18 protein-coding genes and 1 rRNA gene are annotated in these 22,190 nt (G+C 70.0%); 10 read left to right on the plus strand and 9 right to left on the minus strand.

Annotation, left to right across the window (positions count from 1 at the left end):
- Positions 1-88: ribosomal RNA gene (gene rrf / locus ACWD3H_RS32865) — 5S ribosomal RNA — on the plus strand; the annotation flags it as partial.
- A 142-nt stretch (positions 89-230) separates the two neighbouring features.
- Here rrf and ACWD3H_RS32870 read toward each other — a convergent pair.
- Together ACWD3H_RS32870 and ACWD3H_RS32875 are read right to left on the minus strand one after the other, a co-directional pair.
- Complete coding sequence (locus tag ACWD3H_RS32870; RefSeq protein WP_451957745.1) at positions 231-1,211, minus strand: phosphotransferase family protein; 981 nt, start codon at positions 1,209-1,211, stop codon at positions 231-233.
- Complete coding sequence (locus ACWD3H_RS32875; protein WP_451957746.1) at positions 1,208-2,398, minus strand: acyl-CoA dehydrogenase family protein; 1,191 nt, start codon at positions 2,396-2,398, stop codon at positions 1,208-1,210. Before ACWD3H_RS32875 ends, ACWD3H_RS32870 begins: the two co-directional genes overlap by 4 nt.
- Before the next feature lie 52 nt (positions 2,399-2,450).
- Here ACWD3H_RS32875 and ACWD3H_RS32880 point away from each other — a divergent pair, with 52 nt between their 5' ends.
- The 3 genes from ACWD3H_RS32880 (at position 2,451) to ACWD3H_RS32890 (ending at position 8,052) form a co-directional block, all read left to right on the plus strand.
- A complete protein-coding gene (locus tag ACWD3H_RS32880) occupies positions 2,451-2,813 on the plus strand; it encodes a DUF6285 domain-containing protein (RefSeq protein WP_451957747.1) in 363 nt (120 codons plus the stop codon).
- A gap of 621 nt (positions 2,814-3,434) precedes the next feature.
- Positions 3,435-4,613 (plus strand): sugar phosphate isomerase/epimerase family protein, encoded by a 1,179-nt coding sequence (locus tag ACWD3H_RS32885; protein WP_355567669.1) that lies wholly within the window; start codon positions 3,435-3,437, stop codon positions 4,611-4,613.
- Between the two features lie 118 nt (positions 4,614-4,731).
- The gene (locus tag ACWD3H_RS32890; protein ID WP_451957748.1) at positions 4,732-8,052 is read left to right on the plus strand and encodes a PQQ-dependent sugar dehydrogenase; all 3,321 of its coding nucleotides are present in this window, start codon (positions 4,732-4,734) and stop codon (positions 8,050-8,052) included.
- A 56-nt stretch (positions 8,053-8,108) separates the two neighbouring features.
- On the opposite strand, the gene mctP is transcribed toward ACWD3H_RS32890, so the two are convergent.
- The 4 genes from mctP to ACWD3H_RS32910 all read right to left on the minus strand — a co-directional run bounded on the left by mctP (position 8,109) and on the right by ACWD3H_RS32910 (position 11,271).
- A complete protein-coding gene (gene mctP / locus ACWD3H_RS32895) occupies positions 8,109-9,728 on the minus strand; it encodes a monocarboxylate uptake permease MctP (protein WP_451957749.1) in 1,620 nt (539 codons plus the stop codon).
- Positions 9,729-9,732: 4 nt separating this feature from the next.
- Complete coding sequence (locus ACWD3H_RS32900; RefSeq protein WP_355567660.1) at positions 9,733-9,942, minus strand: DUF3311 domain-containing protein; 210 nt, start codon at positions 9,940-9,942, stop codon at positions 9,733-9,735.
- 133 nt (positions 9,943-10,075) lie between these two features.
- Positions 10,076-10,717: a carboxymuconolactone decarboxylase family protein gene (locus tag ACWD3H_RS32905; protein WP_451957750.1), complete on the minus strand. Its 642-nt coding sequence runs from the start codon at positions 10,715-10,717 to the stop codon at positions 10,076-10,078.
- Positions 10,717-11,271, minus strand: a complete 555-nt coding sequence (locus ACWD3H_RS32910; protein ID WP_350928980.1) for a VOC family protein — start codon at positions 11,269-11,271, stop codon at positions 10,717-10,719. The genes ACWD3H_RS32905 and ACWD3H_RS32910 overlap by 1 nt, the downstream gene beginning before the upstream one ends.
- Positions 11,272-11,729: 458 nt before the next feature.
- Between ACWD3H_RS32910 and ACWD3H_RS32915 the strand changes: the two genes are divergently transcribed.
- From ACWD3H_RS32915 to ACWD3H_RS32925, 3 genes are all read left to right on the plus strand, one after another.
- Positions 11,730-12,761 (plus strand): LacI family DNA-binding transcriptional regulator, encoded by a 1,032-nt coding sequence (locus ACWD3H_RS32915; protein ID WP_355562651.1) that lies wholly within the window; start codon positions 11,730-11,732, stop codon positions 12,759-12,761.
- Positions 12,758-12,928 carry a hypothetical protein gene (locus tag ACWD3H_RS32920; protein WP_451957751.1) on the plus strand — a complete coding sequence of 57 codons (171 nt, stop codon included), beginning with the start codon at positions 12,758-12,760 and terminating at the stop codon, positions 12,926-12,928. The genes ACWD3H_RS32915 and ACWD3H_RS32920 overlap by 4 nt, the downstream gene beginning before the upstream one ends.
- 67 nt (positions 12,929-12,995) lie before the next feature.
- On the plus strand, positions 12,996-13,910 hold the full coding sequence (locus ACWD3H_RS32925; protein ID WP_355562657.1) for an SDR family oxidoreductase: 915 nt from the start codon (positions 12,996-12,998) through the stop codon (positions 13,908-13,910).
- Between the two features lie 16 nt (positions 13,911-13,926).
- Here ACWD3H_RS32925 and ACWD3H_RS32930 read toward each other — a convergent pair whose 3' ends face one another.
- Both ACWD3H_RS32930 and ACWD3H_RS32935 read right to left on the minus strand, forming a co-directional pair.
- Positions 13,927-14,967: a helix-turn-helix transcriptional regulator gene (locus ACWD3H_RS32930; protein WP_451957752.1), complete on the minus strand. Its 1,041-nt coding sequence runs from the start codon at positions 14,965-14,967 to the stop codon at positions 13,927-13,929.
- Positions 14,968-15,129: 162 nt separating this feature from the next.
- Positions 15,130-16,752, minus strand: a complete 1,623-nt coding sequence (locus ACWD3H_RS32935; protein ID WP_451957753.1) for a CocE/NonD family hydrolase — start codon at positions 16,750-16,752, stop codon at positions 15,130-15,132.
- 327 nt (positions 16,753-17,079) lie between these two features.
- Between ACWD3H_RS32935 and ACWD3H_RS32940 the strand changes: the two genes are divergently transcribed.
- From ACWD3H_RS32940 to thyX, 3 genes are all read left to right on the plus strand, one after another.
- Positions 17,080-19,221 (plus strand): anthranilate synthase component I, encoded by a 2,142-nt coding sequence (locus tag ACWD3H_RS32940; RefSeq protein ID WP_355562666.1) that lies wholly within the window; start codon positions 17,080-17,082, stop codon positions 19,219-19,221.
- A gap of 271 nt (positions 19,222-19,492) precedes the next feature.
- Positions 19,493-20,824: an amidohydrolase gene (locus tag ACWD3H_RS32945; protein WP_451957754.1), complete on the plus strand. Its 1,332-nt coding sequence runs from the start codon at positions 19,493-19,495 to the stop codon at positions 20,822-20,824.
- A gap of 126 nt (positions 20,825-20,950) precedes the next feature.
- A complete protein-coding gene (gene thyX / locus ACWD3H_RS32950; RefSeq protein ID WP_355562672.1) occupies positions 20,951-21,643 on the plus strand; it encodes an FAD-dependent thymidylate synthase in 693 nt (230 codons plus the stop codon).
- 73 nt (positions 21,644-21,716) lie between these two features.
- Here thyX and ACWD3H_RS32955 read toward each other — a convergent pair whose 3' ends face one another.
- Entirely contained in the window at positions 21,717-22,046 is a 330-nt protein-coding gene (locus ACWD3H_RS32955) for a ubiquitin family protein (RefSeq protein ID WP_355562674.1), read from the minus strand.
- Between the last annotated feature and the right edge of the window lie 144 nt (positions 22,047-22,190).

Raw genomic sequence — 22,190 nt, forward strand, 5'->3', positions numbered from 1 at the left:
CGGTTACATTCCGAACCCGGAAGTTAAGCTCTTCAGCGCCGATGGTACTGCACCGGGGACGGTGTGGGAGAGTAGGTCGCCGCCGGACAATCTTTTATGAGGGCCCTCACCTTTTGGTGGGGGCCTTCGTGTTTTCCAGGGGAGTTCCGAAAGGCCGAGGCTTTTCGCACCCTCAGGGAGGGTTTCGAAAGCGGGTGCCGAGAGAACCTCCCAGGAGATGGCCTCTCGGTTCAGGACAGTGTCTCCAGGAGATCCCATTCGGTCTCACAGACACGGCGGCCGATCGCGGCCAGTTCCACGGATCGGGCGCCGCCCTCAAGGTGGCGCAGGGTCTGCGTGACGCAGATGATCCCCCACTTCAGCACACCGAACGTCTCCCACCAGCGCAGCGCGTCGCGGTCGACGGGATACCCGCTCGCCCGCTCGTAGGACTGGACGAGCCGCTCGTACTCCCCGAACCCGCCCACCGGCAGCGGCGACCCGAACCGCCAGGACTTCACGCACAACCAGCCGAGGTCCTCCATCGGATCGCCGGCGTGGGCGAGCTCCCAGTCGAGCACCGATCGGACCCCGTCGGGGCCGATGACGAGGTTGCCGTTCCGGAAGTCGCCGTGCACGACGGTCACCCGCTCGCTCGCGGGGCGGCAGCCGGAAAGGCGGCGGAAGGCCAGCTCGAAGACCGGGTGCGCGCTGCCGGTGAGATCCAGTATGTCCCGCCACGACCGGAGCGGATCGTCCGGCTCGATCGACTGCGCGCCTGCCGGAACCCCGAGATCGGTCCTGGGCGTGAGCGAGACCAGCGGCATGCGATGGATCGCGGCCAGGATTTCGCCGCACTGGGCGGCCAGCAGCGGCCGGGCGTCCATGAAGGCGTCGTCGCGGAGGATCCTGCGCGGGATCGTCTCCCCGTCCACCCGGCTCATCAGGATGTACGACTCTCCGGCGGCCAGTACCCGGGGCACGGGAACGCCGGCCGCCTCCGCCGCCCGCATCAGCCGCGTCTCCCCGGCCAGACCGATCCCGGCCGATCCGATTCCCGTATCCGGGACGGTGCCCGGAGAGTCCAGGCGCAGGATCAGCTCATGCCTGACGCCGTCAGGAACGATGACGTCCAGAGCCCACGTCTCCCGCGACGCACCACCCGGCAGCCGGATCCGAGAGGTGACGGCCGAGCCTGGCCCGAACACATCCGAGACGAGGTCGTCGATCATCGAAGGCCGAACTCCCAGTTGCCCCCCGCCGCGTACTCGCCCAGGATCCGGCGGCCCACCGAGTCGATGTGCACCTCGTCGGGGCCGTCGTAGATGCGACCGGCTCGGGCGTGCCGGTACATCCGGTCCAGCGGGGTGTCCGGGGTCAGCCCCGCGGCACCGTACACCTGGATGGCCCGGTCGATCACGTTGTGCAGCATCCGTGCCCCGGCCACCTTGGCCACTCCGATCTCCACCCGCGCCTGCTCACCCCGGTCGATGGCCTCCGCCGCGCTCAACGTCAGCAGCCGGGCCGACTGGATCTCGGTGTAGGAGTCGAACACGTGCTGGCGCATCAGCTGCCTGTCCGCCAGTGGCCGGCCGAAGGCGCTGCGCTCGTGCAGGCGGCGGCACATCAGGTCGAAGGCCCGCTGGGCCTGGCCCAGCCAGCGCATGCAGTGGAAGATCCGGCCGGGGCCCAGCCGCTGCTGGGCGATGACAAAGCCCTGGCCGCGCGGCCCGAGCAGGTTGGAGGCGGGTACCCGCACGTCGGAGTAGCGGACCTCGCAGTGACCGCCGTCGATGCCCAGCACCGGGGTGTCGCGCACGATGGTGTAGCCGGGTGTGTCGGTCGGTACCAGGATCATGGAGAACGCCAGGTGCGGGGCGGCGTCCGGCTCGGTACGGCACATCACCGTCGTGTACGCGGCCCGGTCCGCCCCGGTGGTGAACCACTTGTGGCCGTTGATCACCCACTCGTCGCCGTCCAGCACCGCCGTGGTCTGGAGCTGGGTGGGATCGCTGCTGGAGACGTTCGGCTCGGTCATCGCGAAACTCGGCCAGATCTCCGCCTGGACCAGCGGGGCGAGGAATCGCTCGCGCTGCTCGGGGTTGGCGTGCAGGCGCAGCATCAGCGAGTCCTGCAGGGTGAACGTGCCGAGCGCCAACTGCCCGAACTCGCTGCGGCCCTGCACCTCGTTCACGTACACATAGTCGAGGAAGGGCAATCCGCCGCCGCCCAGCTCGCGGGGGTGCCCGAGGGCCCACAGCCCTTCCTTCTTCGCCTGTGCCTGCAGCTCGCGCAGGAGCGAGGCGGCCTCGGGCCCGGCCTCGTGGAGTACGGCCTCCGCCGGCTCCACCCGTTCGGTCATGAACGCGTGGACGGCGTCACGAATCGGCCGGACGCTGTCGGGAACCGCGAAGCTCATGGAATGATCTCACCGGAGATTCGTTGCCGCGTCAACGGATAAGGAGTTCCTTATGTCGCAGGGCATGCCCCATGACATGCCGTCCGCGGCTCGGCTCGTCGCCGCGGTCCGTGACTTTCTGGAGAGCGATGTGCTCCCGGTCGTCGAGGGCCGGGTCCGTTTCCACACCCGGGTGGCGGTCAACGTGCTGAGCATGGTCGAGCGGGAGCTCGAACTCGGACCCGCGCAGCACGCCGCCCACCGCGTGCGCCTCGACGAGCTCGGCTTCGCCTCGGATGCCGAGCTCGCCGCCGCGATCCGCGAGGGGCTGGACGGCCCGGATCTTCTCGACGCCTTGGCGGCGGCCGTACGGGACAAGCTGGCCGTGGCGAACCCCGGCTACACCACGGCCCCGGACGTCCCGCCCCGCCCCTGACGGCCCGTCTCTTCTACTTGGTTCTGAACTTGGCCTGGTCGTGCCCCGGTCCGACCCGTCGGCAAGGTGCCCGCCGGCCGCGTGTCGCCCGATGCTTCTGCCGATTATGGGCGAAAGTCGCGAGTCTTTCAACCAAAGCTCTCGTCCGACCGGGTTACGCGACGCTTCGTCGCAGGTCGATCCGCGTGTCGTGGATGTGAACGGTCGCGGGCGCCTGCCGGATCAACCTGCTCGGGTTCCTGCGAACCGGAGCCCGGTTCGGCGTCCTGGAGGGCGGCCATCCAGGTCTACCTGGGAAGACTCCCCGGGGTTGGAGTGTTCGGGGCCTGGTGACCAAGATCGTGCGCTAGGGCGACTTTGGTCGTGGGCGACAGAAAGTTCAAGAGATCACGACAAAAGTGCTTCCTAAATGGGTAAAAGACGCGTAACTTCCACGCCAAGTTCTCTGCACGGCATCGAGAGGGCGAAGTGAGTCGGTCGGCGGCATCCACGGCAGGTCCCCGCGGGGAGATGACCTGCCGGGCGATGCCGCCGGACCTGCGGCGGAAAGGGGTCGGTGGTCACTCGGTCGAGGCATCGGGGATCACGGGGCTCCATCCACCCACACGGAAGTAGGAAAAGATGAGCGCACACGAAGAAGAGATCGACGAGGTCGCCGGCGCGTTGCGCCGCAGGCTCGGGCTGAACCGTCGCCAGTTCCTCGCGGCCACGACGGGAGTCACCGCGGTGGCCGCCATGGCGGCGGTCGGCCCGCTCGCGTCGGCCGCGTACGCGTCCCCCGGCGACGAGCAGGAACGCGGCCATGGCCACGGCGACAAGAACGTGCTGGTGCCGGAGGCCAAGCGGGGCATCATCCTCTACACCGTCCGCGACGTGATCTCCCGCGATCCGGCGACGAACCTGCCCGCCGGCTTCCGGCGCGTGTTCGAGGAGCTCTCGCGGATCGGCTACAAGCAGGTGGAGTTCGCGGGCTACCGCCAGCACGCGAACGCCGAGGGCGGGGCCGACCTGGAGACCGTCGAGGGCGCCCGGCTGCTGCGCCGGTGGCTCGACGACAACGGGCTCAAGGCACAGGGCAACCACGGCTTCATCCCCGGCTCCTGGCCACTCACCGAGGCCGACCTCGATCGCTTCAAGCGGACCCTGGAGATCGCCAACATCCTCGGCATGGAGCACGTGGGCACCGGCGGCGACCCGACCAACAGCGCCTACAAGGCGGACTGGGACGTCGCCGCCCAGAAATGGGACGGCCTCGGCTCGATCGCCTCGGCCGCCGGCCTCAAGTTGTACACGCACAACCACGACGCGGCGTACGGCTTCCTCCTCGACGAGGGCCCGCTCGACGAGCTGGGCCGGCCCACCCGCTCGTCGGGCGTCCGGAAGCTGGAGTACTTCCTCAAGATCACCAGCCGCAGGCACGTCTATCTCGAGATGGACATCTTCTGGGCGCACGTGGCCCAGTTCAAGCACCGCACCTACACCGCGCGCAACGGCTCCACCAAGACCGACATCTTCGACCCCCTGAAGCTGGTACGGCAGAACGAGAAGCGCTTCCCGCTGTTCCACGCCAAGGACGGCAAGGCCAACGAGGCCACCGCCAACGGCTACGACATGGTGCCGTTCGGCACCGGGAACATCGACTACAGCGCCTTCTTCTCCAAGCTGGACATAGAGAAGCGCCACAACCCGATGTACGAGCAGGACAACGCGCCCGGAGGAACGGCGGAGCCGGGCCGCTCGCTGCAGTACGCGGATCTCAGCTACAAGAACATGGCCGCCCTGCGCCGCGGTCGCCACTGACGCCCCGCTCGAAGAACCCGAGAGGTTCGGCGGACCGCCACGTGATCGCTGCCGTTGCCGCGGCGCGAGTGGCGGTCCGCCCTGTCCTGACACCCCCCTGAAGAAGAGGCTCAGGAAATTGAAGCGTACCCGCATGATGGTCGGCAGGGCACTCGCCGCTCTGTTGCTCCCCTCGGTGGTGCTGGTCGCCGCGCCCGCACCCGCATACGCCCATGAAGCCGCTACGCACTGGTCGAACTACGAGAAGATCACGCTGACCAAGAACGTCGGCGAGCCGATCGACATGGCGGTCCTCCCGGACAGGAGGGTCCTGCACACCGCCCGCAACGGTGACATCCGCCTGACCGACGGCGACACCGGCATCACCAAGGTCATCAACACGATCCCCGTCTACGCGAACTCCGAGGACGGTCTCCAGACGATCGCGATCGACCCCGGCTTCGCCCAGAACAAGTGGGTCTACGTCTACTACGCGCCGAAGACGATGACAGCGCCGTACCCGGAGACGACCCCCACCGGGTCGGCGCCCAACTCGCTGCCCGCGGGCGCGGACGAGTCGTACTGGAACCAGTGGAAGGGCTACAACCAGCTGTCCCGGTTCAAATGGACCGGTGACGCCCTGGACCTCTCCACCGAGCAGGTCATCATCAAGATCGAGACGCAGCGCGGACAGTGCTGCCATGTCGCGGGCGACATGGACTGGGACGCCGAGGGCAACCTCTACCTCGCCACCGGCGACAACACCCCCGCGGGCACGCCCGGGGCCAATGGCATGGCGCCCAACAACGACGCCCCCGGGATGAATCCGGGGCTCGACGCGCGGCGCGGCGCGGGCAACAGCAACGACCTGCGCGGCAAGATCCTGCGGATCACCGTGCAGGAGGACGGCTCCTACACGGTCCCGGCCGGCAACCTGTTCCCGCCGGGAACGGCCAAGACCCGTCCTGAGATCTTCGTGACGGGTGTGCGGAACGCCTTCCGCATGGACGTCGACGACGTGACCGGCACGGTGTCGTGGGGTGACTACGGTCCCGACGCCGGGGCACCCGACCCCGCCCGGGGCCCCCTGGGCTACGTCGAGTGGAACGTCACCCCCATCGACAAACCGATGAACAGCGGCTGGCCGTACTGCACCGGCGACAACTTCAACTACAACGACTGGAACTTCGCGACCTCGACGCCGCGTGCGTGGTTCGACTGCGCGGCCGGACCGGCGAACACCTCGCGGTGGAACACCGGGCTGGACACGCTGCCTCCCGCGACCCCGGCGGATCTCTACTACGGCGACAACAACACCCACCAGCCGGCGGAGTGGGCCGGGCTCACCGACTTCGAGGCGGCGGGCGGGCAGGGGCCGATGGGCGGCCCCGTCTACCACTACGACGCGGCGAACCCGTCGACGACGAAGTTCCCCGAGTACTGGGACAAGAAGTTCTTCTTCGCCGAGTTCTCGCAGGACTATCTCGCGGCGTTCACCGTGACGGCGCCGGACGGGCCGGTGACCAAGCTCGAACACTTCCTGCCCAACAGCGCGCTGACCGCGGCGGCGATGCCGATCACCGACAGCCCGATGGACATCGAGTTCGGCCCCGACGGATCGCTGTACGTGCTCGACTACGGCGACGGCTTCTTCCGCGCCAACCCCGACGCGGGCCTGTATCGCATCGACTACGCCGAGGGGAACAAGACCCCGCAGGCGAAGATCGTCGCCAAGCCGTCGTCGAGCAGTACCGCGCCCCTCACCGTCGACTTCAGCGCGGCGTCGTCGACCGACACCGAGCCGGGCCCGCTGCGCTACGAGTGGGACTTCGACGGCAACGGGACCTTCGACGCCACCGGCGTCACGGTCTCGCACACCTACACCGTGCTCGGGCAGTACGCCGCCCGGCTCCGCGTGACCGACGCGCAGGGCAGGTTCGGGCTCACCTCGACCGAGATCACCGTGGGCAACACCGCGCCCGAGGTGACCATCCAGACGCCGGGCAACGGCGCCTTCTTCGACTGGGGCGACGCGGTGCCCTTCCAGATCAAGGTCTCCGACAAGGAGGACGGAGACAACCCCGTGTGCAGCCGGGTGCAGTGGACCTTCGGGCTCGGCCACGACGTGCACGCGCATCCGGAGACCCTCGGCACGGGATGCTCAGGCGCGTGGCCGACGCCGGCCGACGCCCCCGAGCACGGCGAGACCGAGAACATCTTCGGCGTCGTCGTGGTGAGCTACCGGGACAACGGTGCCGGTGACATCCCCGGGGCGCTCGGCGACGCCACGCTCATCCTCAACCCCAAGCAACTGCAGGCCGAGCACGCGGACGCGAGCAGCGGTGTCACGCGGGTGGAGGACGAGAGCGCGTCCGGCCTGGCGAAGATCACGTCGTTCGACGCCGGGGACTGGATCGCGTACGACCCGGTGAACTTCGCCGGCATCACCGGCGTGCGGACCCGCGCCTCCGGTGCGGGAACGCTGTCCCTGCGGTGGGGCTCGGCGACGGCGGATCCGTTCGCCACCGTGACCGTGCCCGCCGGGGCGGGCTGGCAGAACGTGGACACCGAGCTCACCGGTGCCCCGACCGGCAGCGGGGAACTCTACGTCACCTCGACCGGCGGCGTGGAGGTCGACGGGTTCACCTTCCAGGGCGTCGGGGTCGGGGACGAGACGCCCCCGACCGTGTCGGCCACGCTCGCCCCTGCCCAGCCGGGCGGAGAGAACGGCTGGTACACCGGCAACGTCACGCTGACGGTCACCGCGACCGACAACGGCACGGTGGCGAGCCGGCAGTACTCGCTCAACGGTGGTACCACGTGGTCGAACGCCAACAACCCGGTCACGCTGAGTGCCGAGGGCGCCGTCGAGGTGTTCTACCGGGCGACCGACAACGCGGGCAACGTCTCGCAGGTCGGCAAGGTCACGGTGCGGATCGACAAGACCGCCCCGGTCCTGTCCGTGAGCGGGGTGGAGGCCGGTAAGCACGGTGACTCCGCGTCCCTCACCCCCGTCTTCTCGGCGGCGGACGCGACCTCGGGGGTGGCGAGCGTGACGGCGGCCATCGGTGACCTACAGGTCACCTCCGGCAAGCCGGTCGACCTGTGGCGGCTGGCGCTCGGCGCGAACACGCTGACCGTCACCGCGAAGGACAAGGCGGGCCACGTCACGAAACAGACCGTCGCGTTCGAGGTCACGACCTCCTTCGCCGACCTTCAGAAGCTCCTCGACGGTTTCAGGGCGGCGGGCCTGGTGACGGGCGGCTCGCTGAACGATCAGCTCAAGGAGGCCAGGAAGCACGCGGACAAGGGCAAGACGAAGAACGCCGTCAAGTCCCTGGAGCAGTTTGTGAAACACGCCCGCGACCCGCGCAAGGTGACCGACGCCGCGGTGCGCGCCGTGCTCGTCCGAGACGCGGAGGCGCTGATCGCGCAGCTTCGCGCCCCGGCCGGCGGATGACGCGGGCGCGGGGGGAGGGCCTGACCGGCTCTCCCCCCGCGCTCGGCGTGGGGACGTCAGTGGGCGGTGGGGTCCAGGTCCTTGTCCTTGTCCTTGTCTTTGTCCTTGATCCTGGGATCGCCCTCGTCGGCGAGGTAGTGGTCGGGCAGGGTGGCGTCATCGCCCTCGGCCACCTTGGTGGAACGCGCGATGACCGTGCCGAGCGCGGCGACGGCCAGGTTGACCGCCAGCGCGACGATGCCCGCGTAGATCGTCATCTTGGTGTCAAGACCCAGCTTCTCCAGCGGGAACGCCGACCCGGCGAAGTGCAGCTTGCCGGTGACCGGGTTGCCGATGTTGTAGAGCATGAGCATCCCGGCCCCCATGCCGGCCACCCAGCCGGCGATCAGGCCGCCACGGTGGAACCAGCGGGTGTAGAGGCCGAGCGCCACGGAAGGGAGCGTCTGCAGGATGATGACGCCGCCGATGAGCTGCAGGTCGATGGAGAAGCCGGTGTCCAGGAACAGGATGCACAGCACCGCGCCTACCTTGACGAGCAGCGAGGTGATCTTGGAAACCCGGGCCTCGTCGGCGTCGGTGGCGTTCGGCTTCAGGTACTCCTTGTAGATGTTGCGGGTGAACAGGTTCGCCGCGGCGATGGACATGATCGCCGCGGGGACCAGCGCGCCGATGCCGATCGCGGCGTAGGCGACGCCGGTGAACCAGTCGGGGAACATCTGGTCGAACAGCTGCGGCACGATCGTGTTGTTGTCCGTGCCGATGGGCTTGATCCCGGCCGCGATGGCCATGAAGCCGAGCAGCGCGATCAGGCCGAGCAGCAGGCTGTAGGCCGGGAGCGCGGACATGTTCCGCTTGATCACGCCGCGGTTCCTGGAAGCGAGCACGCCGGTGATGCTGTGCGGGTAGAGGAAGAGCGCGAGCGCCGACCCCAGGGCCAGCGTGACGTACTGCAGTTGGTTGTTGGCGTTGAGCAGGATGCCGTCGCCGGGTGCGGGACTGGCGTCGAACTTGGCCTGGGCGGCGGCGAAGATCCCCGACCAGCCGCCCTCCAGCTGGGCGGGGATCGCGATGATCGCCACCAGGATCACGATGTAGATCAGCGTGTCCTTGACGAACGCGATCAGCGCCGGGGCGCGCAGGCCCGACTGGTAGGTGTACGCGGCCAGGATCGCGAATGCGATGATGATCGGCAGGTGGCCGGTCACGCCCATCGACTTCAGCACCGCCTCGATGCCGACGAGCTGGAGCGCGATGTAGGGCATCGTCGCGACGATGCCGGTGATCGCGACCAGCAGCGCCAGCGTGGGCGAGCCGAACCTGGCCCGGACGAAGTCGGCGGGGGTCACGAAGCCGTGCACGTGCGAGACCGACCAGAGGCGGACCAGTACCAGGAAGACGATCGGGTAGACCACGATCGTGTAGGGCACCGCGAAGAAGCCCGTCGCGCCCGCGCCCCAGAGCAGGGCGGGCACTGCCACGAAGGTGTAGGCGGTGTAGAGGTCGCCGCCGACCAGGAACCAGGTGACCCACGAGCCGAAGCTGCGGCCGCCCAGGCCCCACTCGTCGAGGCTGGCCAGGCTGTCCGGGCGGCGCCAGCGCGCCGCCACGAACCCCATGCCGCTGACGAGCAGGAACAGTACGGTGAAGATGATGATCTCGGTCAGGTGCGCGTCCATCCGGTCACCGCCGCTTGGTCATCTGGTAGACGATCGAGGTGCAGGTCACGCCGACCGCGATGAAGGCGAGCTGGAGCCAGTAGAAGAGCGGAAAGCCGAAAAGTCGGGGTTCGTCGAAATTGTAGAGAAATGGAAGTAAAGGTAGGATGATCGGCGCGACAAGCAGCCAGTTCCACGGGCTGCGATCGCTCCGGTCCCCGTTCGGTGTGGTCAACGCGGTCTCCTGTGGCTGGAGAGGGACGCCCGAGCAGGATCATCCCCATCGGTTGACCGGCAGCGTAATTACCTGGACGTTTCTTGCGGGCCACTGAGCGCCGAGTGGAACGGTTGGCGCGACGAACGGTAGGTCAGCCCGGCCCGGCGATGTCGTCGGCGATGTCACGGGTGCCGTACCCCTCGGGGGCCTCCGCTTCGACGACGGGTTCCGGCCGGTCGTCGAACTCCAGGCGGAGTGCCCTTGACATGGTCGCGTGCATTTCGTAGAGGCAGGTGATGTAGGTCAGCTCCAGGATCTGCTCGTCCGGCAGGTGCGCCTTCAGGACCGCGAATATCTCGTCGTGCACCCGGCCGCCGTCGAGCACCAGGCCGTCGGTGTAGGCCAGCACGGCCCGCTCCAGCTCGTTGAAGTGCGGGCTGACCTGCCAGTGCGCGACCGCCTGGACCTTCTCCTCGGGCACCCCCAGCGCCCGCATCTGCTTGCAGTGCTGTGAGAAGACGAACTGGCTGCCCCGGGCCCAGCCGGCCCGCGACTGGCCGAGCTCGCGCAGCACCGGGTCTACCTTGCTCTCCCGGTACAGCTGGAAGCCCTTCACGCAGTGCCGCAGGATGACCGGGTCCAGTGCGAAGACGGTCCACCAGTCGCCGGGGGAGCCGGTCGCGGTGCCCGGTTCGGCCACCGGGTCCCGGTCCGGGCCGAACAGCCGGTCGTAGAAGAAGAGCGTCAGCGGGTCCGTGGCCTCCGCGCGGGGGACCTGGCGCAGGCGTGGCATCACACGGTCCTTTCCGCGGCGGTCCTCGGTTCGTGCCGGACGTCGGTGGGCAGGCCCAGTTCCCTGGTCCAGGCGGCGAACTCCACCAGGATGCCGTCCGGATCCTTGAAGTAGATCGACCTGACGAACACGCCCTCTCCCATGGTGGGCGCCACCCCGAACTCGCTGTCGTCGTGGTTGAGGATCACCCCGACGTCCACGCCCTTGGCGATGAGCCTGTCGCGGTACTCCTCTATCTTGTCCGGGGCGACATCGAGGGCGATGTGGTTCATCGAGCCGACCGCGGAGAGCATCTCGCCCCGGTCCGGCAGGTTCTTCGGCGCCGAGACGCCGGGAATCCCCTCGGGTGCGTCGGGGAACCAGAAGAACGCCAGCGCGTTTCCCCCACCGCAGTCGAAGAAGAAGTGCTGTCCCCACCCCATCGGCAGCTCGATCGTCTTGATCAGGGGCATGCCCAGGACGCCGGAGTAGAAGTCGATCGTCTGCTTCATGTCCGAGCACACCAGTGCGAGATGGTTGATCCCGCGTAGCTCGAACTCGCTGTTGTCCGCCATGTTCTCCTCGCCTCTTCGAGTAACTCATTACTTATCACAGGAGGGCGGAGGTGGGCAGACGGCGCGCACTCCCCGCCCCCTCCCGAGGGGGCGGGGAGTGCGCGCCGGCCGGGTCTTTCCGTACGGGCGGCAATTGCCATTAACCGGTTAACTTAAAAAGGTGGACGATGTTGTCCCATGGGTCGGCGGCTCTGTCCGCGAGTGATCCTGAATATCGGAGCCCGTGAACTGAACCGAGCAAGTTACTGGGAGGCTACGTGTGAGGCGGCGATGGTGCCGGCACCGCGTTACCGGCGTGCTGCCCCTTGATCCCCCGGCTCCGGTTCGTTCATGGAACCTGCTGGCAGCAGCGGGTTGACTCGTCCCGCCGGGGTGGGGGCAAGAGCGTCCCCTCTCTCTCCCCAGTGAGCCGACCCGCTATCCTTGGCCGAATAAGAACCGGTTCATCAGGGGGAACTGTGAAACGTCCGACGATCGCTGACATCGCCCGTCGTGCCGGCGTGTCCAAGGGCGCCGTCTCCTACGCGCTCAACGGGCAGCCAGGGGTCTCGGAGGCCACCCGCGCCAACATCCTCGCGATCTCCAAGGAGCTCGGCTGGCAGCCCAACAGCGCGGCGCGCGCCCTCAACGGTGCCCGCGCCCGCACCATCGGCCTCGCGCTGTTCCGCCCGGCCCGCACCCTGGGCATGGAACCGTTCTTCATGGAGCTGATCAGCGGTATCGAGGCCGAGCTCGCGGACCGGTCCTACGCGTTGATGCTGCAGGTGGTCACCGACCACGCGCAGGAGATCGAGGTGTACCGGCGCTGGTGGGGGGAGGGGCGCGTCGACGGCGCCTTTCTGGTGGACCTGCACCTCGACGACGCCCGGGTGGAGGCGATGCGGTCACTGAACATGCCGGTCGTGGTGATCGGGCATCCCTCGCAGGCGGGTCCGCTGAGCACGGTCTGGTCGGACGACGGCCTGGCCATCAGGGAGACCGTGGAGTATCTGGTGGCGCTGGGGCACCGGAGCATCGCCAGGGTCGCGGGGCTGCCCAGGCTCGTGCACACCACGCTGCGCGACCAGGCCTTCGTTCAGGCGTGCCAGGACGCGGGCCCGGGGCGCGTCGAGCATCTGATCGTCCACACCGACTACACCGGCGAGGAGGGGGCCAGGATGACCAGGCGGCTGCTCAGCTCGCCCCGGCGGCCCACCGCCATCGTCTACGACAACGACATAATGGCCGTGGCCGGGTTGTCGGTGGCGCAGGAGATGGTTCTGGACGTTCCGGCCGACCTGTCGATCGTCGCCTGGGACGACTCCCCGCTTTCGCAGGTCGTGCGCCCGCCGCTGACCGCGCTCACCCGGGACATCCCCGCCTACGGAGCCTGTGCCGCCCGTCAGCTGCTCGCGCTGATCGCCGGAGAACCGGTCGACCTCTCGGTGGAGGACCGCCCCGCCACCCTGATCCCGCGCGGCAGCACCGGCCCCGTCCGCGGCCCGCGTTGACGGTCAGAGTCGACCGGTATCTCGCCCACCCGCCGGAGCGGGTCTGGCGGGCGCTCACCGACACAGACCCGGACGACCCGCTCCAGCGGCGCACGTACGCCGCCTTCGACGAGGGCCGGCGCTCGCACCTCATGGGCAGGCTGGAGGAGGTGCCGGTCACCGGCTGACGATCTCGTACGGCGAGGCGGCGAAAACACGACAGAGGATGTCCTGTTTTCGCGCCACGCTCGTCCCATGAACAGGACGCTGGAAGGAAAGGTCGCCCTGGTCGCCGGGGCGACGAGGGGAACCGGCCGGGGGATCGCGGTGGAACTGGGCGCCGCGGGCGCCACGGTCTACTGCACGGGCAGGAGCACGCGGCGGCGGCGCTCGGAGATGAACCGGCCGGAGACCGTCGAGGAGACGGCCGAGCGCGTGACCCGCGCCGGCGGGCAGGGCATCGCGGTCGAGGTGGACCACCTGGAGCCGGAGCGGGTGCGCGCCCTGGTGGAGCGGATCCGGCGCGAGCGGGGAAGACTCGATCTCCTCGTCAACGACATCTGGGGCGCCGACCCGCTGGCGGAGTGGAACGTCCCCGTCTGGAAACACTCGCTCGACGACGGCCTGCGCATCCTCCGGCTGGCGATCGACACCCACCTGATCACCAGCCATCACGCCCTGCCGCTGCTGATCGAGAACCCCGGCGGCCTGGTGGTCGAGGTGACCGACGGCACCCTGGAGTACAACCTGGCCAACTACCGGCTCTCGGCCTTCTACGACCTGGCCAAGCTCTCGGTGAACCGCCTGGCCTTCACCCAGGCGCACGAGCTGCGCCCGCACGGCTGCTGCGCGGTCTCGCTGACCCCCGGCTGGCTCCGCTCGGAGAGCATGCTGGAGAACTTCGGCGTCACCGAGGAGAACTGGCGGGACGCCACGGCGAAGCAGCCGCACTTCGTGATCTCCGAGTCGCCCTCCTACACCGGGCGCGCGGTCGTCGCCCTCGCCGCCGACGAGGACAGGATGCGCTGGTCGGGGCAGTCCACCTCCAGCGGGCGGCTCGCCCAGGTGTACGGCTTCACCGACCTCGACGGCAGCAGGCCCGACGCCTGGCGCTATATCGAGGAGGTCGAGAGCAAGGGCAGGGCCGCCGACGCCACCGGCTACCGCTGACCGGCGCCGGGAGCGGTCACCCGGCTGACCCGCCGCTGCCGCCCGAGGAGCCGTACAGGTCATGCATGCGGGCGGCGGCACCGGCGACGCGGGTACGGAGGTCGGGCGGGTCGAGGACCTCGGCCTCCGGGCCGAAGCGGAGGACCTGGCCGTAGGCGACCTCCAGCGACTCGACGGGCAGGCGGAGCGTGACCCACCCCTGCCCGTCGGGCTCGCCGGCGGAGGCCATCGCGTCGTCGAGGGCCGCCCGATCGGCGATGACGGGGAGCAGGCGAAGGGCGGCGGGGCTGAGCCTCACGGTGACGTCCGTGGTGAGCAGGGAGTTCGCGAACCGTGCCGACTTCTCGCTCCAGAACGCGGCCAGGTCGAAGGCGCCGTCCCGCTCGAAGCGCAGGGCGGGGTGGAGCTCGACCTCGTCGAAGCGATCGACCCGATAGATCGCGGACCGGGTCGCCAGGTACCAGACCCCCGCCTTCAGCACCAGCCCGTACGGCTCCAGACGCCGCCGGGCGGCCCCGGCCCCTCCGGTCTGCCCGGTCTGTTCGGTCTGTTCGGCTGGGCGGGAACGGGCGGCGCGCCGGTAGCGGGCGGTGACCGGGTGGTCGCCCCACACGGCCCTGGCCAGCGGTGCCAGTGCGGTAGGGGGAGGCCGCTCGCTCGCGAACCAGCCGGGGGCGTCCAGGTGGAAGCGTTGCGCGGCGGTCGCGGGGGCGTCCCGCAGGCCGGGGGAGAGCGCGGCCGAGGCCTTCAGCCGCGCCGTGGCGGCCACCTCGCCCAGTCCCATCTCCCGCAGCGCCTCGGGCACGCCCGACAGGAACAGCGCCTCGGCCTCGGCGCGGTCCAGCCCGGTGAGGCGGGTGCGGTATCCGTCCAGCAGCCGGTAGCCGCCGCCCCGCCCCCGGTCGGCGTAGACCGGCACGCCGGCCTCCGACAGGGCGAGCACGTCACGGTGGACGGTCCGCTCGGAGATCTCCAGCTCCCGGGAGAGCTCCATCGCGGTCATCCGGCCCCGAGCCTGGAGCAGCAGCACCAACGACATCAACCTGGCCGCGCGCATCCCCCGACCCTAGTGCGCGGGCCGGGGGATCCTCACCGGCCTTTCGGGGGAACCGGGCCGAGGCCGTCTCCGGGGCCCCGGCGCGGAACCCGTTGAAGGCGGGCGGTCACCAGCCTGGCCGCGGCACGCCCGCGACGGCGGGTGATGTGAGGCCGGGCGAGGTCAGTCCGGGACGAGGGGGAGCACGACCGCGGACGGGTGGGCCGGGTCGTGGAAGATCTCGTAGTCGTTCGTGACCATCGCGCTGCCCGTGCCCAGGGGCTCGCCGGTGCCGAGGTTGCGGGCGATCCGGGGGTAGGCGCCGCCGGCGACGTGCAGGCGGATCCGGTGGCCGCGGCGGAACCTGTGGCCGATCGGCCACAGGTCCACCCCGACCCGGCGGATCCCGTCATCCCCGGCGACCGGGGCGCCGGGAACCAGGCGGCGCACGCCCTCGCACACGTTGTAGGAGGCGCCGTCCGGATGCACGTCGCAGACCCGGACCACCACGTCGCAGTGCTCGCTGCCGGTGCGGACGTACAGTTCGGCGGAGACCGGGCCGATCATCTCGGTGTCCCGCCGTAGCTCGGGGCCGGTGTAGACGAGCACGTCGCGCCGGGCCTCCAGCCTGCGGTTGTCGCGCGGCTCGGAGTTGCCGAGCAGGACCGGGCCGCCCTGCGCGGGCGTCGGGTGCGCGGGGTCGTAGCGGAAACGGCCGGGTTCGGCGTCGCCGGGGCCGTCGGGGCCGCCGGGGGAGAGGGCGAAGCCGGGCCGCAGGTGCCAGCGCTGCTCCCGCATCCGGGGAACCGGCCAGTCGGGGTAGTCGCGCCACTCGTTCGCGCCCGTCACGTACAGCCGGACCGGTTGCTCGCGCAGCCCCGAAGGGTCGCCGAGCAGGTGCGCCCGAAACCAGGCGAGCGCCTCGGCGTTGGCCACCCGGCTGTGCCGCACGTCCGCGTGATACCAGGGGCCGATCGTCAGGTACGGGCGCCGCCCCGCGGCCCGCATCGCCGCGTAGTCCTTGATCTGCCACGGCAGGAAGACGTCGTACCAGCCGCCGGCCATGGTGACCGCGGCCTCCACCCCGCCCACCGAGGCGGAGAAGTCACGCCTGCCCCAGTAGGCCGCGGGCTCGGCGTGGTGGGCCAGCAGATCCTGGAAGAACGGCATGCCTCTGCCCGCGGACAGCCTGTCCAACTCCCCGAGCGGGCGCCCCGACAGGGCCGCGCGCCGCGTCCTGCGCGGGGCGAGCAGCGCGCCCGCCCCGCCGAGAGGGCCGTCGATGGCGGCGGTCAGCGTGGTCCACATCAGCGACGACTCCAGGGCGAACGCCCCGCCCACGTAGGCGGCGTCCCGGAACTGGGAGGCGGTCACCGAGGTGGCCATGGCCTTGAGGTCGGGCCCGGCGAAAGGGGCGATCGCCCACTGGGCGTAGCCCAGGTAGGAGGGGCCGTGCATGGCCAGGTCCCCGCCGTACCAGGTCTGGCCGCGCAGCCAGGACAGCGTGGCCAGGCCGTCGTCGTGCTCGTCGCCGAGCGGGTCGAGCAGGCCGCCGGAGCCGAACCCGCCCCGGCAGCTCTGGATCACGACCTGGAATCCGCGCCGCGCGAAGCCGCGGCCGAAGGCCAGCCCGAACACGCCGCGCCTTCCGTACGGCGAGCGGATCAGGATCGTGGGCGGCCGCACGGCGCCGGTCGGAACGTAGCGGTCGGCCAGCAGCGTGACCCCGTCGGGCATCGGTACCGGCAGGTCACGCTGGATCGCGACCCGATGCACGGCCGGCCGCGGCCATGTGCTCGTCGACATGTGCTCTCCTCACGCCGCTCCATACCTACTAACTGGTAACAGAACATGGCTCTGACGGCCAGGGTGTATCGCTGTGAGGCTCGCCATCCTCGTGCTCGGCCCCGGTTCGAGGCCCGGGGGCGAGGCCGTCGCGTGGCCACGTTGCATGATCACGGTCGTCGCCGGTACTGTGGCGACATGCGATACCCGGTTGCCCTTCGGTGGTGGCGCCGCTTCTAGGCGGCGCAGGTTTCGCATTCGCGAGCAGACAGACGGCCGCCCAGGGAGGCGGCCTTTTCTGCGTCCGCTCCCTCTGGGCATCAGGGAAATCAAAGGGGCGATAACGCAGTGGAGACGAGCCGATATACCACCGCCGGCGGCGTGGGGATCGAGGTCACCGCGTCCGACGTGCCGGAGACGGTGCTTGAGGACGTCGTCACGACGCTCGGCGAGCGCCGTGGTGGAGTGCTCTCCTCCGGGATGGAGTATCCCGGCCGCTACAGCCGATGGCACCTCGCCTACGTCGATCCCTGCCTGGAGATCGTGGCCAGGGGACGCAGGATCTCCGCCCGCGCGCTGAACGCCCGCGGCAGGGTGGTGCTGCCCGCCGTCGTGTCCTGCCTGCTGGCGGCGGGCAAGCCAGTCGAGGAGCCGACAGGCGATTTCGTCGAGGTGCACGTGGCGGAGTCCGAGGACATCCTCCCCGAGGAGATGCGCAGCCGCCGTCCCACGGTCTTCACCGCGATCCGCGAGGTCATCGCCGTGTTCAAGGGCGAGGACGAGCACCTGGGCCTGTACGGCTCCTTCGGCTACGACCTGGCCTTCCAGTTCGAGCCGATCAGGCAGGTCCTGCCGCGGGGCGCCGACCAGCGCGACCTCGTGCTGCACCTGCCCGACCGGGTGATGGTGATCGACCGCAAGCGGGAGACCAGCAAGGAGTTCCGTTACGAGTTCACGGTGGACGGCCTCTCCACCCACGGGCTGGCCCGCGAGGGGGAGGTCGTACCGCTGCCCCCCGCGCCGTCCGAGCTCCCGGCCGACCCCGAGAAGGGCTCCTACGCCCAGGTGGTGGCCGCGGCCAAGGAGAAGTTCGTCCGGGGCGACCTGTTCGAGGTCGTTCCCGGTCAGGTCTTCCACGCGCCCTGCGCCGACCCGGCGGCCTTCTACCGGGAGCTGCGCCAGGTCAATCCGGCACCGTACGAGTTCCTGTTCAACCTCGGTGAGGGCGAGCATCTGGTCGGCGCCTCCCCGGAGATGTACGTCCGGGTCAGCGGCGACCGTGTCGAGACCTGCCCCATCTCCGGCACCATCGCCAGGGGCAGCAACCCGGTCGAGGACGCCGACGCGATCCGCACCCTCCTGTCCAGCGTCAAGGAGGAGTCGGAGCTGACCATGTGCACGGACGTGGACCGCAACGACAAGTCGCGCATCTGCGTGCCGGGGACGGTCCAGGTGATCGGGCGGCGCCAGATCGAGATGTACTCCAGGCTGATCCACACCGTCGACCACATAGAGGGCCGGCTGCGGCCGGAGTTCGACGCGCTCGACGCCTTCCTCACCCACATGTGGGCCGTCACCGTCACCGGTGCCCCCAAGACCTGGGCCATGCAGTTCATCGAGGACCACGAGGCCACCACCCGCCGCTGGTACGGCGGAGCGGTCGGCTACATCGGCTTCGACGGTTCGATGAACACCGGCCTGACCCTGCGCACCGCGCAGATCCGCGGCGGGGTCGCCACCGTCAGGGCCGGGGCCACGCTGCTGTTCGACTCCGACCCCGCCTCCGAGGAGCGGGAGACCGAGCTCAAGGCCAGCGCCCTGCTGGGCGCTCTGGCGGTGGTCGGCGTGACCCCGCAGGAGCAGGCCGAACCCCAGGTGGCCGCGGCGCCGCCGGGAAGCGGGATGAAGATCCTGCTCGTCGACTGCGAGGACTCCTTCGTCAACACCCTCGCCGACTACTTCCGCCAGCAGGGCGCCGAGGTCGTCACGCTCCGGCACGGCTTCCCCGTCACGATGATCGACGAGATCGCGCCGTCCCTGGTGGTGCTGTCGCCGGGCCCCGGCTGGCCCTCCGACTTCGGGCTCCCCGCCCTGATCGACGCCCTCTACGAGCGCGACCTGCCGGTGTTCGGCGTCTGCCTCGGACTGCAGGGCATGGTGGAGCAGGCGGGCGGCACGCTGGAGTTGCTGTCCTACCCCGAGCACGGCAAGCGTGGCCGGGTCCGGCGGCTGGGCGACAGCGCCCTGCTCGACGGGCTCCCCGAGGAGTTCACCGCCGCGCGCTACCACTCGGTCCACGTCAAGCGGCCGGGTGTCGCCGGTTTCACCGCCACCGCGCTCACCCCCGACGGCGCGGTGATGGCGATCGAGGACGTGGAGCGGCGCCGCTTCGCCGTGCAGTTCCACCCCGAGTCGATCCTCACCGCGGAGGGAGGCGCGGGAGCGAAGATCATCGCCAACGTTCTCCGGCTCTGCCGCACGTCCGGGTAAAGAAGCGGTATTTCGAACCCGGCCCTCACCTCGGGTGACCATCATGTTCAGCGAGGGGATCGCCGGGTTCACCCGGCAGGTGAATCGCTTCTCCGCTACGGTTCTCGGGTTCGAAACGGCCAGAGCCTGGCCGTCGCCCACCTCGGCCGAGGGAGGCGAGGAGCCGCTCCCTTCGGGAAGCGGAGGAGTCACAGAGTTCTCCCCGTCGTAGGGACCGCAGGGGTGACGGCCGGACCTGGCCGCCGCCCCCGCGACCGGGGGAGGAGCGGGCATGAGGTCGGACGGTGTGCTGCCCGTCGAACTGCCCGACGCCGTACGGGAGGCGCTGCTGGCGCCGCTGGTCGACCAGAACTGTCACGGCGTGCGCCGTGACGACCTGACCAGGGCCCGGTTCGAGACGCTGCTCAGCGACGCGGGAACTCCGGCGCCCCCGGGCACCACCCACTTCGACACCCCCGTCGGCACCGCGGTCCGTCGCTGGTGCGCGCCCGTCCTCGGTCTCGCCCCGCATGTGCCGCCGGCCGTGTACCTGGCCCGCAGGGCGGAGTTGGGCGCCACCGAGGTGAACCGGCGACTGCTGGGCGCCGCGGGGATAGCCACCTTCCTGTTCGACGGATTCGACCGCTTCGACGGCCTGGACAGTGATCTCGACGGTGATCTCGACAGTGATCCCGACGGTGACCTCGGCAGGCCCGAGGTGCTGCCACCGGCCGAGATGGGCCAGGCGGGTGGCGCCGGCACCGCGCGGGTCGTCCACATCGAGCGGGCCGAGGAGGAGGTGGCCAGGACCGCGGTCTCGGGGGTCTCCTACATCTCGGCCCTCGCCCAGAGCCTCGCCGCGCGGGCCGTCCGCGCCGTCGCGCTGAAGTCGGTCACGGCCCACAGATCCGGGTTCCATCTCGACCCGGCCAGGCCGAGCCGGGGAGCGGTGATCGCGGCGGCCACCCGGCGGCTGGCCTGCCCGGGCGAGCGGCTCATCGATCAGGTGCTCCTGCGCCACCTGCTCTGGACGGCCGTCGACGTGGCCAGGGAGTACGGGCGGCCGCTGCAGTTCCACACCGGTCACCCCCACTACGGCGGCGCGCGCCAGGGGGCCCATGCCGGTCGCGGCGGTCGTGCGGTTCACGGCGGTCGCGTGGATGCCGGCGCTTTCGGGACTCCCGACGCCGTCGAAGGCCACGCGGTCCCCGGCCGGTACGGTACGGGTCCGGCACCGATGACCGGCTTCATCATGGCCGTGCAGCCGGTGGGTGTGCCCGTCGTCCTGCTGCACTGTCACCCGTTCCACCGCCGGGCGGCCTACCTCGCCGGTGTGCTCCCGCATGTCTACGTCGACGTGGGCGCGGCACTGACCCGCAGCGCCACGGGCTCGGCCGCGGTCATGGCGGAACTGCTCGAACTGGCACCGTTCCACAAGCAGTTGTTCGGCTCCGGCGGCCACGGCGTGGCGGAGACCTGCCACCTTGGAGCCCTGCACTACCGGCGAGGGCTGGCCGGGGCGCTCGCCGCACGACTGGCAGACGGCGAGTGGAGCGCCTCGGACGCCGTCCGGGTGGCCCAGATGATCGGCTCAGGCAACGCCCGCCGGATCTACCGGCTGTGAGCGGTGCCCGTCTTCGGGGCGGCGGGGCTCCCCACGCCGTTACGGTTTACGATATGCGCGACCGACGAGGTGACGAGGGGGATCCAGTTGACGGGCGATGAGGCAGAGGCACGTTTTCTTGACGACGTGACCGTGGAGTTGGTCAAGCACAGCGCCTCCGACTCCGACGTGCTCTGGGCGGCGCGGGTCTCGACCGCGGGGGAACAGTCCCTGGAGGAGGTCGGCAAGGATCCCGCGCGGTCCAAGGGGCTGATCAACTTCCTGATGCGCGACCGGCACGGCAGTCCCTTCGAGCACAACTCGATGACCTTCCTGGTCAGCGCGCCGATCTTCGTCTTCCGTGAGTTTCACCGCCACAGGGTCGGATGGTCGTATAACGAGGAAAGCGGGCGTTACCGCGAGCTTCAGCCCAATTTCTATGTTCCGGGGATGGAGCGGAAGCTGGTTCAGGAAGGCCGGCCGGGTAAGTACGTCTTCGCCGAGGGCAGCGCCGAGCAGCACAAGGTCGTTACCGAGGTGATGGAGGCGTCCTACCGGCAGTCCTACGCCGCCTACCGGGAGATGCTGGAGGCCGGCATCGCCCGCGAGGTGGCCAGGGCGGTGCTGCCCGTCGGGCTGTTCTCCTCGATGTACGCCACCTGCAATGCCCGTTCGCTCATGCACTTCCTCTCCCTGCGCACCAAGAACGAGCAGGCCAAGGTGCCCTCGTTCCCGCAGCGTGAGATCGAGATGGTGGCGGAGAAGATGGAGGCCGCCTGGGCGGCGCTGATGCCCCTCACGCACGAGGCCTTCGTGGCCGGCGGCAGGGTCGCGCCCTAGGTCCTGCCGCCCGCCGGGTCTTCGGCCCGTTGCCCGAGGTCTCGCATGGACCGTGGTCCGGGGCGCGGGCGGGTCAGCTCGTGGTCTCCTGGCGGCGCGAGAGGGTGGGCAGGACGAGGATCTCGGCCCCCGGGGGCAGCGCGCAGTCGAGGCCGCCGAGATGCCGGGCGTTCTCGCCGCAGACGAACATGCTGATGTGGCGGCGGATGCTCCCGTAGTCGTCGCGGAGCCGCTGCTCCAGGGACGGGTGCGTACGGCGGAGCGTGTCGAGGGCGGAACCCAGCGTGGGGTCGCCGTCCTCATGGTCGGCGACGGCGAAGACGCGGACCTCGGTGCTCTCGCCGGCCCAGTGCCGCAGGGGGGCGGGAAGCATGAAGGTCACCAGCGTGACGGGTCTGGCCATCGGTTCAGAGCGCCGTGTGGCGCGGGGCGGGCACGGCCGGTGCGCCCGAGGGGCGGGTGCCGCGGCCGGGGGTGGCCGCATGCCGGAGGCGGGCGTGGCCCTGACCGTGGAGGGCCCGCCACCGGTGGAGGGGACCGGGGGCGG

Source organism: Streptosporangium sp. NPDC002607 (assembly GCF_053592655.1).

Bases quoted from the DNA above. Each gene is read 5' to 3' on its own strand.
- ACWD3H_RS32870 (WP_451957745.1), bottom strand. From the start codon at position 1,211: ATGATCGACGACCTCGTCTCGGATGTGTTCGGGCCAGGCTCGGCCGTC.
- ACWD3H_RS32875 (WP_451957746.1), bottom strand. From the start codon at position 2,398: ATGAGCTTCGCGGTTCCCGACAGCGTCCGGCCGATTCGTGACGCCGTC.
- ACWD3H_RS32880 (WP_451957747.1), top strand. From the start codon at position 2,451: ATGTCGCAGGGCATGCCCCATGACATGCCGTCCGCGGCTCGGCTCGTC.
- ACWD3H_RS32885 (WP_355567669.1), top strand. From the start codon at position 3,435: ATGAGCGCACACGAAGAAGAGATCGACGAGGTCGCCGGCGCGTTGCGC.
- mctP (WP_451957749.1), bottom strand. From the start codon at position 9,728: ATGGACGCGCACCTGACCGAGATCATCATCTTCACCGTACTGTTCCTG.
- ACWD3H_RS32905 (WP_451957750.1), bottom strand. From the start codon at position 10,717: ATGCCACGCCTGCGCCAGGTCCCCCGCGCGGAGGCCACGGACCCGCTG.
- ACWD3H_RS32910 (WP_350928980.1), bottom strand. From the start codon at position 11,271: ATGGCGGACAACAGCGAGTTCGAGCTACGCGGGATCAACCATCTCGCA.
- ACWD3H_RS32925 (WP_355562657.1), top strand. From the start codon at position 12,996: ATGAACAGGACGCTGGAAGGAAAGGTCGCCCTGGTCGCCGGGGCGACG.
- ACWD3H_RS32930 (WP_451957752.1), bottom strand. From the start codon at position 14,967: ATGCGCGCGGCCAGGTTGATGTCGTTGGTGCTGCTGCTCCAGGCTCGG.
- ACWD3H_RS32935 (WP_451957753.1), bottom strand. From the start codon at position 16,752: ATGTCGACGAGCACATGGCCGCGGCCGGCCGTGCATCGGGTCGCGATC.
- ACWD3H_RS32945 (WP_451957754.1), top strand. From the start codon at position 19,493: ATGAGGTCGGACGGTGTGCTGCCCGTCGAACTGCCCGACGCCGTACGG.
- ACWD3H_RS32955 (WP_355562674.1), bottom strand. From the start codon at position 22,046: ATGGCCAGACCCGTCACGCTGGTGACCTTCATGCTTCCCGCCCCCCTG.